Source organism: Pseudomonas veronii, assembly GCF_002028325.1.
GTDB classification, from domain to species: Bacteria; Pseudomonadota; Gammaproteobacteria; order Pseudomonadales; family Pseudomonadaceae; genus Aquipseudomonas; species Aquipseudomonas veronii.
Map to the genome: position 1 here is coordinate 6,339,567 of NZ_CP018420.1, position 13,613 is coordinate 6,353,179.

General features: G+C 62.1%; 11 protein-coding genes. 3 read left to right on the forward strand and 8 right to left on the reverse strand.

All coding sequences use genetic code 11. The features are described 5' to 3' along the window. Nucleotides 1–1,101 carry a glycine-betaine demethylase subunit GbcB gene (gene gbcB / locus PverR02_RS29160; RefSeq protein ID WP_017847881.1) on the reverse strand — a complete coding sequence of 367 codons (1,101 nt, stop codon included), beginning with the start codon at nucleotides 1,099–1,101 and terminating at the stop codon, nucleotides 1–3. 282 nt (nucleotides 1,102–1,383) lie between these two features. On the opposite strand from gbcB, the gene gbcA reads away from it, so the two are divergent. Beyond that, nucleotides 1,384–2,676 carry a glycine-betaine demethylase subunit GbcA gene (gene gbcA, locus PverR02_RS29170; protein ID WP_017847882.1) on the forward strand — a complete coding sequence of 431 codons (1,293 nt, stop codon included), beginning with the start codon at nucleotides 1,384–1,386 and terminating at the stop codon, nucleotides 2,674–2,676. Nucleotides 2,677–3,361: 685 nt separating this feature from the next. On the opposite strand, the gene etfB is transcribed toward gbcA, so the two are convergent. The 6 genes from etfB to PverR02_RS29200 form a co-directional block, all read right to left on the reverse strand. Beyond that, a complete protein-coding gene (gene etfB / locus PverR02_RS29175) occupies nucleotides 3,362–4,132 on the reverse strand; it encodes an electron transfer flavoprotein subunit beta (protein WP_046487910.1) in 771 nt (256 codons plus the stop codon). 15 nt (nucleotides 4,133–4,147) lie between these two features. Continuing rightward, entirely contained in the window at nucleotides 4,148–5,368 is a 1,221-nt protein-coding gene (etfA, locus tag PverR02_RS29180; protein ID WP_079444842.1) for an electron transfer flavoprotein subunit alpha, read from the reverse strand. Beyond that, nucleotides 5,368–7,311, reverse strand: a complete 1,944-nt coding sequence (dgcB, locus tag PverR02_RS29185) for a dimethylglycine demethylation protein DgcB (protein WP_079444843.1) — start codon at nucleotides 7,309–7,311, stop codon at nucleotides 5,368–5,370. Before dgcB ends, etfA begins: the two co-directional genes overlap by 1 nt. 172 nt (nucleotides 7,312–7,483) lie before the next feature. Then, nucleotides 7,484–9,544, reverse strand: a complete 2,061-nt coding sequence (gene dgcA, locus PverR02_RS29190) for a dimethylglycine demethylation protein DgcA (RefSeq protein ID WP_079444844.1) — start codon at nucleotides 9,542–9,544, stop codon at nucleotides 7,484–7,486. Nucleotides 9,545–9,560: 16 nt separating this feature from the next. Beyond that, the gene (locus tag PverR02_RS29195; RefSeq protein ID WP_079444845.1) at nucleotides 9,561–10,091 is read right to left on the reverse strand and encodes a DUF5943 domain-containing protein; all 531 of its coding nucleotides are present in this window, start codon (nucleotides 10,089–10,091) and stop codon (nucleotides 9,561–9,563) included. Between the two features lie 51 nt (nucleotides 10,092–10,142). Continuing rightward, the gene (locus PverR02_RS29200) at nucleotides 10,143–11,120 is read right to left on the reverse strand and encodes a dipeptidase (protein WP_017849539.1); all 978 of its coding nucleotides are present in this window, start codon (nucleotides 11,118–11,120) and stop codon (nucleotides 10,143–10,145) included. Between the two features lie 219 nt (nucleotides 11,121–11,339). Between PverR02_RS29200 and PverR02_RS29205 the strand changes: the two genes are divergently transcribed. Continuing rightward, the gene (locus PverR02_RS29205) at nucleotides 11,340–11,741 is read left to right on the forward strand and encodes a lysozyme inhibitor LprI family protein (RefSeq protein ID WP_017849538.1); all 402 of its coding nucleotides are present in this window, start codon (nucleotides 11,340–11,342) and stop codon (nucleotides 11,739–11,741) included. A 40-nt stretch (nucleotides 11,742–11,781) separates the two neighbouring features. Here the strand turns inward: PverR02_RS29205 and PverR02_RS29210 are convergent, their stop codons facing one another. Continuing rightward, a complete protein-coding gene (locus PverR02_RS29210; RefSeq protein ID WP_046381805.1) occupies nucleotides 11,782–12,744 on the reverse strand; it encodes a tyrosinase family protein in 963 nt (320 codons plus the stop codon). A 202-nt stretch (nucleotides 12,745–12,946) separates the two neighbouring features. Between PverR02_RS29210 and PverR02_RS29215 the strand changes: the two genes are divergently transcribed. Continuing rightward, the gene (locus PverR02_RS29215) at nucleotides 12,947–13,363 is read left to right on the forward strand and encodes a DUF3010 family protein (RefSeq protein WP_079444846.1); all 417 of its coding nucleotides are present in this window, start codon (nucleotides 12,947–12,949) and stop codon (nucleotides 13,361–13,363) included. The last annotated feature ends 250 nt before the right edge of the window (nucleotides 13,364–13,613 follow it).

The following is a 13,613-nucleotide window of genomic DNA, read 5'->3' on the forward strand; positions in this document are numbered from 1 at the left end:
TCAGAACTCAATCCGCACGTCGCCCTTCGGCACGCTGCAGCACGACAGGATGTAGCCCTCGGCTTCGTCTTCCTCGGTAATCCCGCCGTTGTGGTCCATCTCGACCTCGCCGCCCAGCTTGAGCACCTTGCATGTGCCGCAAATCCCCATGCCGCAGGCCTTGGGAATCAGCAGGCCGAGCTTGGCCGCAGCGGCGTGGACGGTTTCGCCCGGCGCCACGCGGATGCTCTTGCCCGAGGTGATGAACTCGACCTGATGCAGGTCCGCCAGGTCGATTTCCGGCGCATCGGCGGCTTGTTCGGCCTGTTCCACCGCATCGGCGCGGGCTTCCGCTGGCGTCGCGCCGAAGGACTCTTCGTGATAACGCGTCATGTCGAAACCGGCGGCTTCCAGCAGGCGCTTCACTGCGGTCATGTACGGCGTGGGGCCGCAGCAGAACACTTCGCGCTCCAGGAAGTCCGGCACCATCAATTCGAGCATCTTGTGGTTCAGGTAACCGCGATACCCGGCCCAGGGCTCGCCCAGGCCGTGCTTCTCGCAGATCAGGTGCAGGCTGAAGTTGTCGATCCGCGAGGCCATGTGCTCCAGCTCGCGGTGGTAGATGATGTCTTTGGGCGAGCGCGCGCTGTGGATAAACGTCATGTCGACGTTGGCGTTGGTGTCGTAGAACCAGCGCGCCATGGACATCACCGGGGTAATGCCGACGCCGCCGCTGAGGTACAGCACCTTGGGGCTTGGGAAGTCGATGGCATTGAACAGCCCGACCGGCCCGTGGACCGCCAGCTCCTGGCCCTCGTGCAGGGTGTCGTGCAGCCAGTTGGAGACCTTGCCGCCCGGCACGCGCTTGATCGTCACCGAGAAGCTGTAAGGCACCGACGGCGAGCTGGAGATGGTGTAGGAACGCATGATCGGCTGGCCGTCGATTTCCAGCTCCAGGGTGACGAACTGCCCCGGCTTGAAAAAGAACAGGATCGGCTGGTCGGCCATGAAGCAGAAGGTGCGAACGTCCCAGGTTTCCTGGATGACTTTGACGCAACGGACAATGTGCCGACCATTGGCCCAGGTCTGGGTGGTTACCGGATTCAGGAAGTTGCTGGACATGCTGTTCTCCACCGCCGAGGCTCGGCCTTATGGTGGCGATTCTGCGTAACGCGAGAACCACCCATTTACCTATCTGCGACATTCACATACTTATCGCGACCAGCCCCCAACGACAGGGGGTTGCGCGTCGGGAACAGATTGGGCCATGTCGCCCATGGATAAGGTTCACCGCAGCGGCGGCCGCACACTCGCTGCCAACAACGACACTTTCTTTACGCCTTGCACTGCACTAACCGTAGCCACTTTCGCCGGCCACACAGAATGGCCATGAGGACACACACGATGGACGTCACCGCAACCTTAAGCTTGGGCGATCCGCTGGAACCCGCACGCAAGGCCACCGCGCAGATGCTGCAAGAGCGCGAACGCACGTTCTCGCTGCCACAGCCGTTCTACTCTGATGAGCGGTTGTTTGATATCGATATGCAGGAGATCTTCCAGAAGGAATGGTTGATCGCCGGCATGACCTGCGAGATCCCCACCAAGGGCAACTTCCTGACCCTGCAAGTGGGCAAGAACCCGATCATCGTGATCCGTGGCGCCGATGGCGTGGTGCATGCGTTCCACAACGTCTGCCGCCACCGCGGTTCGCGCTTGTGTACCAGCGACAAAGGCAAGGTCGCCAAGCTGGTCTGCCCGTACCACCAGTGGACCTACGAACTGGACGGCCGCCTGCTGTTCGCCGGCACCGAGATGGGCGCCGACTTCGACATGAAGCAGTACGGCCTCAAGCCGATCAACGTGAAGACCGCCGGCGGCTACATCTTCATCAGCCTGGCGCAGAACCCGCCGGCCATCGATGACTTCCTGTCGACCCTGAACCACTACATGGAACCCTACGACATGGAGAACACCAAGGTGGCGGTGCAAACCACCTTGATGGAAAAGGCCAACTGGAAACTGGTGCTGGAAAACAACCGCGAGTGCTACCACTGCAACGCCTCGCACCCCGAGCTGTTGAAAACCCTGCTCGAGTGGGACGACGTCACCGACCCGCGCGCCGACCAGGCCTTCAAGGACCACGTGGCCGCCAGCGCCGCGGCCTGGGAAGCCGAAAAAATCCCTTACGCCCACGCCAGCTTCGGCCTGCGCAACCGCATCGTGCGTATGCCGCTGCTCAAAGGCACCGTGTCGATGACCCTGGACGGCAAACAGGGCTGCAAGAAGTTGATGGGCCGCATCAAGAACCCGGACCTGGGCTCGATGCGTATCCTGCACCTGCCGCACTCGTGGAACCACTGCATGGGCGACCATGTGATCGTGTTCACCGTGTGGCCGATCAGCGCCCAGGAAACCATGGTCACCACCAAGTGGCTGGTCCACAAGGACGCGGTCGAAGGCGTGGACTACGACGTGGAGCGCATGCGCCAGGTATGGGACGCCACCAACGACCAGGACCGTCGCCTGGCCGAAGAAAACCAGCGCGGGATCAACTCCACCGCCTACCAGCCGGGCCCCTACTCCAAGACCTATGAGTTCGGCGTGGTGAACTTCATCGACTGGTACAGCGAACGCATGCTGAGCAACCTCGGCGCGGCGCCGGCGCCCTACCTCAAAGGCGTGGCCGCCCAGTAACCATCCCTGTGGGAGCGGGCTTGCTCGCTCCTACATTGGGTTGCGCACTGATCAAATTTTGTTCAAGCACACTGAACCCCTCTCGCCGCCTGCCCTCCAGCCTTTGCCCAACAACTTATCCACAGAGCCACCCACAGCAATTGTGCGCAAGTGCGCCTGCCCGTCGAAATTAAATCAAGAAAATCCGTGACTTATTCGACTTGGCCGTTTTAAGGCGCCACTGATCAATTTTTGAACAACTCCGTGTAAGCCATATAAACCGTGCCCTGTAGCGGTACGCGAACACCTTATCCACAGAAGCACCAACAGACTTTGGGGGCAACTTTGACGCGGCTGTGGAAAACCCCTTCAAACCTTCATAAACCGGGCTATCCACGCGTTTCAGCGGGCAAATGCGCGCAATTGATCAAATTTCGATCAACCTAGCGTAAGCCTTTATTTATAAGGGCTGCAGCGGTAAGCGAACATCTTATCCACAGAAGCGCCAACAGACTTTGGGGGAAACTCTGCGCGGGGTAATCGCTGTGATCACACAGAAACCCAAGGAAAAACCGAGGGTTAGCCTGGTCGTTTTTTGTACGGAGGGCTGCAGGGCTTGATTTACAGGGGGTGTGGACAACCGCGAACAGGTTATCCACAGACGGGTCAACAGGGATTGTGGGTAAGCCACTCTCCCCGTTGCGACTCAGCGAACCACACCTTCCTCAAGCAACAACTTGAGAATCGCTTCAGCACCCGCTTCAGGGCTGAGGCCCTTGAGTACCTGCCCGCCGCCGCCACTGGCCTTGGCCGTGGCCGCCTTCATCCGGTCCGCACCGCTCTTGGCCTTGATCACCTTGAGCCGCTTGGGTCGTGGCTTGGCCGGTTGCAGCACGGCGCCTGTGAATAACTCGTCCGCTTCAACCTCGACCTCGTGGGCCGCCAGTTCGCCGCGTTGCGCCGGGCCATAGGCGCTCTGCCGAGGCTTGGGTGCGGCGTTATCCACCGTGGCCAGAAACGGCAGGCGCACCTTCAAGCGCCGCCGCTGCCCGCGGGGCAAGGCTTGCAGCACCAGGGCCACGCCGCTCTCGATGGACTCCACCTGCGCCAGCCCGACAATCAGCGGCCAGCCGAGGTGTTCGGCGAGCAGGAACGGCAACATCCCCGAACCTTCGCCGGTTTCGGCCTGGCTACCGGTGAGCACCACCTGGGCACCGGCGTCGCGCAGATACTCACTGAGCACCGGCAAAGCATCGGCGCCAGGCGGTTGTTCGAGCACATGCAACTGCGCCAGCCCCATGCCCAGGTAGCTGCGTAGCGTGGGTTCGGCGATGTCGCCGGCATGCAGCACCTGCAACTTATCCCCAGCCATTTGCAGGCCCAACTCGACCGCGCGCGCATCCTGCTCGGCGCGGCGCGGGCGCCCGGAGGTGGGGTGGGCGCCGATGGAGACCAGACTGATTACCTGCGTGTTCATGCCCTTATCCTTTGCTTAAGCCGCATCGCGCTTGGCGCCGTGGCGGTAGGCCTCGACCGCGGCGATCAAGGCTTGCAGAATCGCGGCGCTGTCGCCGATCACCGACAGGTCGGCACGCTTGATCATGTCGCAGCCGGGGTCGAGGTTGATCGCCACCACCTTGTCGCAGGCGCCGATGCCTTGCAGGTGCTGGATCGCCCCGGAGATACCGACGGCCACATACACCCGCGCCGTGACCCAGGTGCCGCTGGCGCCGACCTGGCGATCGCGGGCCATGAAGCCATCGTCCACCGCGACGCGCGAGGCGCCTTCGGTAGCGCCCAGGGCGGCGGCGGTCTGGTGGAACAGCGCCCAGTCCTTCACGCCGTTGCCGCCGGAGAAAATAAACTCGGCTTCAGCCATCGGAATCGCCGCCGGGTCCACCGCCACCGCGCCGAGGTCTTCGATACGCGGCAGGCTGCGCGCCAGGGCTGTGGATAACTCCACGGGCAGCACTTCATGCCGAGTGTCGCTGACCGGATCGGCGCATTCGGCGGCGGCCAGGATCAGGCGCGGCAACGGCCGGGCCACGTCTTGCTGACCAGCACCGGCACGGCCGATGCACTGCTCGCCCTGGATCTGCCAGACCCGCGTGGCCGGGCGCTCGTTGAGGCTGGCGGCAAAACGCCGACCGAGTTCACCGCCACCGCTGCGGCTGTCCGGCAGCAACCAATGGCGCGGCTTGAACTGGTTATCCACAGCCCGCAGGCCCTGCACGCGTTGCTCCGGTGAATAACCGTCGAAAGCATGACCTTCGAGCACCAGCAGGCGGTCGACGCCGGCCGTGGCAAATGCGTTTTCCTTGTGTTCGCCAAACACCACGGCCAGCACCGCACCGTCGCTGCCGGCGAGTTGCCGGGCCAGGCCGAGCAGGTCACGGTCGTGGCTGCTCAGGCGGCCGCCGACCATGTCCGGCACCACGTTGATGTAGAACGCGGGCGCCGCCACCTGATGCAGCCGCAACTGCACCGCCACCGCCGCCGTGCGCTTGGCCGCCCCGCCCTGCTGGGCACCGCTGCGGTCGATGCGCTTGATGCCGTTGGGGCCGATAAAACCGACACCATGGACGTTCTTGCGGATGACGCCGTTGGGCCCCATCCAACTGTGTTGCACCGGCTGCATCGCCGCATGCAGCGGGTGCAGGCGGTTACGGGCGATCCATTCGGCGCGTGGGTCGCGGCGGATAATGTCGCTCATCAGTGTACCTCCGCGGGTTCACGCGTGATCGGGGCTTTGGCCGGCGCCGGCTCGTCGAGCAAGGCATCGGCCACCAACTCGGCGATGTCCTTGATCAGTGGACGCGGTTCGACCACGCCTTCGAGCATCGCAGTGCATTGCGGGCAGCCCACGGCCACCAGTTCGGCGCCGGTTGTGCGGATGTCGTCCATCCGCATATCGGGGATGCGTTGCTTGCCCGGAATGTCGGTGATCGGTGCGCCGCCACCGCCACCGCAGCAGCGTGAACGGTAGCCCGAGCGTTGCATCTCCTTGACCTCGATCCCCAACGCGCGCAGCACCTGGCGCGGCGCCTCGTATTCGCCGTTGTAGCGGCCCAGGTAGCACGGGTCGTGATAGGTCACGCTGCTGCCTTTGTGCTGGCCCAGGTTCAGCGCGCCGTCGCCGATCAGCTCGGCCATGAAGGTGCTGTGGTGCTGTACGACATAGTCACCGTTGAAGGCGCCGTATTCGTTTTTCAGCACATGGAAACTGTGCGGGTCGCAGGTAACGATGCGCGTGAAGTTGTACTTGGCCAAGGTCTGGATATTGCGCGTGGCCAGCAGTTGGAAGGTCGCTTCATCGCCCAAACGACGGGCGACGTCGCCGCTGTCGCGCTCTTCCAGGCCGAGCACGGCGAAGTCGACCTTGGCCGCTTTCAGCACTTTGACGAAGGCGCGCAGGGTGCGCTGGTTGCGCATGTCGAAGGCAGCGTCGCCGACCCAGAACAGCACCTCGCAGCGACCTTTTTCGCTGAGCAACGGCAGGTTCAGATCCGCCGCCCAGTTCAGCCGGCCGCCCGGTGCGAAGCCGCCGGGGTTGTCGGTGGCGATCAGGTTTTCGAGGACTTCGGCGCCCTTGTTCGGCGTGGCGCCTTTTTCCAGGGTGAGGTGGCGGCGCATGTCGACGATGGCGTCCACGTGCTCGATCATCATCGGGCACTCTTCCACACAGGCGCGGCAGGTGGTGCAGGACCACAACGTGTCGGCGTCCACCAGGCCGTTGACGATCGGTTGGTGCGGGTTGCCGCGGTGTTCACCGATCGGTTTTCCAGGATAAGCGCTGCCGGCGAACTTGGCATCGGTGCCGCCGGCCAGGCCGACCACCATGTCCTGAATCAGCTTTTTCGGGTTCAGCGGCTGGCCGGCGGCGAACGCCGGGCACGCCGCTTCGCACTTGCCGCACTGCACGCAGGCGTCGAAGCCGAGCAGTTGGTTCCAGGTGAAGTCCTTGGGTTTTTCCACGCCCAGGGGCGCGCTTTTATCGTTCAGGTCCAACGGCTTCAAACCGGTGGAACGGCCCCCGCCGAAGCGCTCGGCGCGGCGGTGCCAGGCCAGGTGCAAGGCACCGGCGAAGGCGTGCTTCATCGGCCCGCCCCAGGTCATGCCGAAGAACATTTCCGACACGCCCCACAGCACACCCACGCTCAACAACGCGGCCAGCAACCAGCCGCCGAAGTCGGCGGGTAGCACCCCGGCCACCGGCAGCGTCACCAGGAAGAAGCTCACAGAAAACGCCATCAGGCTTTTCGGCAGGCGCATCCACGGGCCTTTCGACAGGCGCGACGGCGGATTGCGCCGGCGCAGATAGACAAACGTGGCGCCGACAAACATCAGTACCGACGCCAGCAGCAAGGCAACGCCGAGGATGCGGTTATGCAGGCCGAAACCATGCACCAGGACCGCCAGCAGCGCCGACAGCACAAAACCCAGCGCCGTAGCGACGTGGGTGTTGGCGATGTATTTGTCGCGGGCGACCACGTGGTGCAGGTCGACCATGTAGCGCTTGGGCATGGCCAGCAGGCCTTTGATCAAGTCGACCTTCGACGCCCGCCCACGGCGCCACATGGCTGCCCGCCGCAGTGCGCCCAGAACAGCAAGGCCCAGCGCCGCGAACAGCAGAATCGGAAGAAGAGTATTCAACATGGTGAGCTCCCACAGACCACACGGATCTACTGTGAAACCGGGTCTGAATGTGGGGGGGAGCTTGCTCCCGATGGCGGACTGTCAGTTGATACAGCTGTGCTGACCCACCGCCATCGGGGGCAAGCCCCCCTCCCACATTTTCAGACCGAGTACACATTGGTTCGGTGTCGGGTCAGAAATCCTTGCACAAGCGCAGGGCGTCATAGATCGCGGCGTGGGTATTGCGCTGCGCCACACAGTCACCGATGCGGAACAGCAAGTAGCCCTCGCCCGCTTCGCTCAGGCACGGTTGCGGCTTGATCGCGAACAGCGCTTCGATGTCCATCTGCCCCTTGTTGCGCGAGCCGGGCTTGAGGGCGTAGTAGATCTCCTCATCGGGACGCACGCCGTTTTCCACCACCACTTGATCGACCACCCGCTCCTCTTTGGCGCCGGTGTATTCGTTCTCCAGCACCGCCACCAGCTTGTCGCCTTCGCGGTAGACCTTTTCCAGCATCATGTCGCCGGTCATGATCACTTCCTTGGGGTACATGCTGCGGTAGTAGGTCGGGAACGACGTACCGCCGATGGCCACGCCGGGCTTGATGTCGTCGGTGACGATCTCGACCTGGCTGCCCTTGTCCGCGAGAAAATCGGCCACCGACATGCCGGTGAATTCGCAGATGGTGTCGTAGACCAGCACGTTCTTGCCCGGCGCGACTTTGCCGTCGAGCACGTCCCAGCTGCTGACCACCAGGCCTTCGGCCGCGCCCCAGTGTTCGTTCTGCTCCAGGAACGGATGCCCGCCCACCGCCAGCACCACCACATCCGGGCGCAGGTCGAGGATGGCCGCCGCGTCCGCCGCCACGCCCAGGCACAGGTCGACGTTCAACCGCGCCAGTTCCAGCTGGAACCAACGGGTGATCCCGGCGATCTGGTCGCGCTGCGGGGCTTTGGAGGCGGTAGTGATTTGCCCGCCGATAAAGGCTTTTTTCTCGAACAGGGTCACGTCGTGGCCACGCTCGGCGGCGACGCGCGCAGCCTCCATCCCCGCTGGCCCGGCGCCGACCACCACCACCTTGCGCTTGGGCCCGGTGGATTTTTCGATGATGTGCGGCACGCCCACGTATTCGCGGGAGGTCGCGGCGTTCTGGATGCACAGCACATCCAGGCCCTGGTACTGGCGGTCGATGCAATAGTTGGCGCCGACGCACTGTTTGATCTGGTCGATCTGGCCCATCTTGATCTTGGCGATCAGGTGCGGGTCGGCGATGTGGGCGCGGGTCATGCCGACCATGTCCACATAGCCGCCTTCGAGGATGCGCGTGGCCTGGTTCGGGTCCTTGATGTTCTGCGCGTGCAGCACCGGGGCCTTGACCACTTCCTTGATCCCGGCCGCCAGATGCAGGAACGGCTCCGGTGGATAACTCATGTTCGGGATGACGTTGGCCAGGGTGTTGTGGGTATCGCAACCCGAGCCGACCACACCGATAAAATCGAGCATGCCGGTGTCGTCGTAATACTTGGCGATCTGCTTCATGTCCTCGTGGGACAAGCCGTCCGGGTGGAACTCATCGCCGCACAGGCGGATGCCGACGCAGAAATCCGGGCCGACTTCAGCCCGCACCGCCTTGAGCACTTCCAGGCCGAAACGCATGCGGTTTTCAAAGCTGCCGCCCCATTCGTCGGTGCGCTTGTTGACCCGCGGGCTCCAGAACTGGTCGATCATGTGCTGATGCACCGCCGACAGTTCCACGCCGTCCAGGCCACCGGCTTTCGCCCGGGCTGCCGCGCTGGCGTAGTTGCCGATCACGCGCCAGATCTCTTCCGGCTCGATGGTCTTGCAGGTCGCACGGTGTACCGGCTCGCGGATGCCCGAGGGCGACAGCAGGGTCGGCCAATGCTCGCCGTCCCAGCGCGAGCGGCGGCCCATGTGGGTAATCTGGATCATGATCTTGGCGCCATGCTTGTGCATGGCATCGGCCAGGTTCTGGAAGTGCGGGATGATCCGGTCGTCGGCCAGGTTCACCGATTTCCACCAGCCTTGCGGGCTGTCGATGGCCACGCTGGAAGACCCGCCGCAGATGGCCAGGCCGATCCCGCCCTTGGCTTTCTCTTCGTAGTACTTCACATAGCGGTCGGTGGTCATGCCGCCGTCGGTGGCATACACCTCGGCGTGGGCGGTACTGAGCACGCGGTTGCGGATGGTCAGTTTGCCGATCTGGATCGGCGCGAACATTGCTTCGAAAGCCATGGCAGGGTTCCTCGACTTACAACGGCTTGACGGTGAACAGGCCGTCGTCATGGCCCTCTTCGGAGCCGCCGTAGGCTTGTTCAGCCACGGTGCGAATAGTGCTGCCGCGCGCTTGCAGGATCTGGTCCATGGCCCCGGCAAACCAGCCGGTGAACATGTAGTCGACCTTGCGCCCGACCTTGCCGTACACGTAGACGAACGCCGAGTGTTCGAGCTTGACGCTGGCGGTGCCTTTGTCGAGGTCGATGTCCTGGATCTTGAACAGGCCCCAGCCGCGTTGCGACAGGCGCTTCATGTAGTGCTCGAACACCGCCACGCCTTCAAGGCCATGGCATTCGGCTTCTTTTTCACACCAGTGCCAGGCGGATTTGTAGCCGGCCTTGTAGAGGATCTCAGCATAGGCCTCGGCGCCGAGCACTTCTTCGATGCCCATGTGGTTGTTGACGAAGAAATGACGCGGTACGTACAGCATCGGCAGGGCGTCGGAGGTCCAGACACCGGTTTCGCTGTCGACTTCGATAGGCAATTGCGGGGCGATCTTGGCCATGGAAACTTAACTCCAGAAAATTCGTAGTGGTGTTGCCCGTGGGTGTTTGGCTTATTCGCCCCACACGTCCTTCAAGACGTTGACCCAGTTCTCGCCCATGATCTTGCGCACCACGCGTTCGCTGTGGCCGCGCTTGAGCAGGGTCTCGGTGAGGTTGGGGAACTCGCCCACGGTGCGGATGCCCAGCGGGTTGATGATCTTGCCGAAGCTGGTCAGACGGCGGGCGTAGCCCTTGTCATGGGTCAGCATTTCGAAGAAATCCTGGCCATGGCCCTGGGTGAAGTCGGTGCCGATGCCGATGGCGTCTTCGCCGACGATGTTCATGGTGTACTCGATGGCTTCGGCGTAGTCGTCGATGGTCGAATCGATACCCTTGGCCAGGAACGGCGCGAACATGGTCACGCCGACAAAGCCGCCGTGGTCGGCGATGAACTTCAGCTCTTCATCGGACTTGTTGCGCGGGTGTTCCTTGAGCCCGGAGGGCAGGCAGTGGGAGTAGCACACCGGTTTTTTCGATTCGAGGATGACTTCTTCGCTGGTCTTGGAGCCGACGTGGGACAGGTCGCACATGATGCCGACGCGGTTCATCTCGCCGACGATCTCGCGACCGAAGCCCGACAGCCCGCCGTCGCGTTCGTAGCAACCGGTGCCGACCAGGTTCTGGGTGTTGTAGCACATCTGCACCACACCGACGCCGAGCTGCTTGAAGATCTCGACGTAGCCGAGCTGGTCTTCAAACGCGTGGGCGTTCTGGAAGCCGAAGATGATGCCGGTCTTGCCCTGTTCCTTGGCCTTGCGGATGTCGGCGGTGGTTTTCACCGGGATCACCAGGTCGCTGTTCTCGCGGATCAGGGTCTGGCTGGCGACGATGTTATTGATCGTCGCCTGGAACCCTTCCCACACCGACACGGTGCAGTTGGCGGCGGTCAGGCCACCTTTGCGCATGTCCTCGAACAGCTCGCGGTTCCACTTGGCAATGATCAGCCCGTCGATAACGATGCTGTCGGCGTGTAATTGCGCTGGGCTCATCAGGCGTCCCCTTATTGGCGATTCGTGCGCCGAATCGTCTGCCGGCGCTTTGGGGCCAGCATATGCCGAGGGGCCGAGCGGACCGGGTGCAAAAACGACAGGGGAATTGCCGAAAGCGTCAATCCGCGACGAAGGTCGCTAAGACAGGTCTGTCTGGCGGCTGTTCTTTGTCTTACGCTTGGGCCAGAATTCCCGCATCAACCGATACGAGACGGCGCAATGAAATCGATTTTCCTGGCTTTGGCACTCATCGCAACCGGCGTCCACGCGGCCGAAGACACCGACAGCACGCCGTGCGACGGCATCGAAAACGACAAGCAAACCCTGGAATGCGCCACCTACAACAAAACCACCGCCGAGCAATTGCTCAAGGATAACTATCAAGGGTTGCTGGAGCGCATGGGTTCGACCTATGGCAGCAACAAGTCACAGCTGGCAGACATTACCGCTCGTCTGAAGGATGCCCAGCAGAAGTGGGAAAAATTACGCGACGCTGATTGCGCGGTGGACACCTTCCCGGCGGCGACCGGCACCAAGCCCTATGCGATCGCGCTGAACGATTGCCTGGCGCGGATGAGTGATGAGCGGTCGGAGTTTTTGGAGTCGATCGGCCAGGAGTGAAGCATTCCCGCGCATTGAACGCGGGAACGCTTCACAGGCGTCAGGCCATGAAGGGCGACTTGAACGGGCTTTTCGTCAATGGGCGGCTGGGCGCATAGCTGTAGCCCAGCGCGGCGATATCCATCACCTCACTGATCCGGCGGGTCCAGGGATTAATCACATCATCATAGTTGTGGCCCGGCGGACCGTCCTGCATGGGGCAATAGTGCGGGGCCAAGTCCGGCTCATCCAGGCGTTTCTGCGCCTGCCAGTCCGCCCAGATCTTGTCGATGAAACAGTGATGCAGGAAGAACACCGGGTCATCCGGTGAGGTCATGGGCAACATATTGCCGCCAATCCACAAATGCACACGGTTATGCAGCTGCGAACCGGAGGTTTTGACAGCAGGATCGCCGCGCTGGGTGATCCAGCCTTCCAGGCGGTTTCTGAAACCGCGGATGAAAGGGCTCGAGTTGTAATTGGGTTCGTCATACAGGCTTTCGTTCATCGCCACTCGCAGGTCGTCCTCGGTTGGCAGTGAGCTGATCACTTGCCCGAACTGGCGTTTGAGGCCTGGCCCGGGCAAGCCCTCCTCGTCATAGGGCGGCACGGGCCAGTTCCCGTATTTGTGGGCAAAGACCCCATCCTGCACGCGAAACTGATCGGCTTGGTCGCCATCACCTCCCAGGAAACCCTGGCGCCAGACCGGCGATTGTTCAGGGGCGGCCGCATCCTGCGTCCAGTCCCAATAAGGCAACGTTACGCTGACGTTGATCGCTTGTAGATCCGCCTCGAACTGCATCAACATTTCACGGTGCCACGGCAGAAATGCCGGCCCCCGGTGAGCACCGTTACGGTAGTTGGGATCTTGGGGTTCGTTCGGGTAGACCGTGGCCTTCATGACGGCGTGATGCCAATGAACATACTTGTCGTAGACACCGGAACGCTTCATCGCCAATAACGTGTTGATAAACTCCAGTTGTTCCGTTGCGGTCAGTGCGCGAATTTCCTTGCGAATATTCATTGCATAACTCCCTTGTCGGAATAGCCATGGAACAGGCCGGAACCCTCGGCAGGCTCCTTCAGGGAATCTATGAGACCGGGCACGCGGCGGTCTACTGTCAAAAATAACAGGTCGAGCACGTTCCCGACGGGTGGACGGCGGCCGTCTCAGCCCTCGACCCTGATACTATTGCGGCCTCTCTTTTTTGCTCCAAGGCGACCCAATGACTCTCTGCGGCATCGAAATCAAAGGCAGCGAAGCCATCATCGCCGTTGCCTCCCTGAACAATCAGACGCTGACCCACGTCGCCCTGGCCACCAAGAAAATCGCCCTCGAAGACGACGATGACGCGGCCAACGTCAAAGCCTTCGCCGCCCAGGTGAAGGCGTTCGTGCAGGACAACGCCATCGAACGCATCGCCATCAAGAAGCGCAGCAAAAAAGGCGAATTCGCCGGCGGCCCGACCACGTTCAAGATTGAAGGGGTGTTTCAACTGCTGGAGGGGGTTGAAGTGACGCTGCTGTCGCCGCAGACCATCAATGCGCAGAACAAGAAGCACAATTTCGATCTGCCGGCGACGCTGAACAAGTACCAGCATGAAGCCTTCAAGGCAGCGTGTTCGGCCCTGATAAAGCAATAAGCACACCGACAATTCACTGTGGGAGGGGGCTTGCCCCCGATGACGGTGTGTCAGCCACTCAGGTGCCGCTGATCCACCGTCACCGGGGGCAAGCCCCCTCCCACATTTGATCTTTGTCGCTTACAGGAGAAGGGGTGTAGTACCAGCATGAAGCCTTCAAGACGGCGTGTTCGGCCCTAATAAAGCAATAAGCACACCGACAATTCACTGTGGGAGGGGGCTTGCCCCCTCCCACATTTGATCTTTGTCG

Excerpts from the sequence above, each read along its gene's own strand:
- gbcB (WP_017847881.1), bottom strand. The coding sequence starts at position 1,101 with ATGTCCAGCAACTTCCTGAATCCGGTAACCACCCAGACCTGGGCCAAT.
- gbcA (WP_017847882.1), top strand. The coding sequence starts at position 1,384 with ATGGACGTCACCGCAACCTTAAGCTTGGGCGATCCGCTGGAACCCGCA.
- etfB (WP_046487910.1), bottom strand. The coding sequence starts at position 4,132 with ATGAACACGCAGGTAATCAGTCTGGTCTCCATCGGCGCCCACCCCACC.
- etfA (WP_079444842.1), bottom strand. The coding sequence starts at position 5,368 with ATGAGCGACATTATCCGCCGCGACCCACGCGCCGAATGGATCGCCCGT.
- dgcB (WP_079444843.1), bottom strand. The coding sequence starts at position 7,311 with ATGTTGAATACTCTTCTTCCGATTCTGCTGTTCGCGGCGCTGGGCCTT.
- dgcA (WP_079444844.1), bottom strand. The coding sequence starts at position 9,544 with ATGGCTTTCGAAGCAATGTTCGCGCCGATCCAGATCGGCAAACTGACC.
- PverR02_RS29195 (WP_079444845.1), bottom strand. The coding sequence starts at position 10,091 with ATGGCCAAGATCGCCCCGCAATTGCCTATCGAAGTCGACAGCGAAACC.
- PverR02_RS29200 (WP_017849539.1), bottom strand. The coding sequence starts at position 11,120 with ATGAGCCCAGCGCAATTACACGCCGACAGCATCGTTATCGACGGGCTG.
- PverR02_RS29205 (WP_017849538.1), top strand. The coding sequence starts at position 11,340 with ATGAAATCGATTTTCCTGGCTTTGGCACTCATCGCAACCGGCGTCCAC.
- PverR02_RS29210 (WP_046381805.1), bottom strand. The coding sequence starts at position 12,744 with ATGAATATTCGCAAGGAAATTCGCGCACTGACCGCAACGGAACAACTG.
- PverR02_RS29215 (WP_079444846.1), top strand. The coding sequence starts at position 12,947 with ATGACTCTCTGCGGCATCGAAATCAAAGGCAGCGAAGCCATCATCGCC.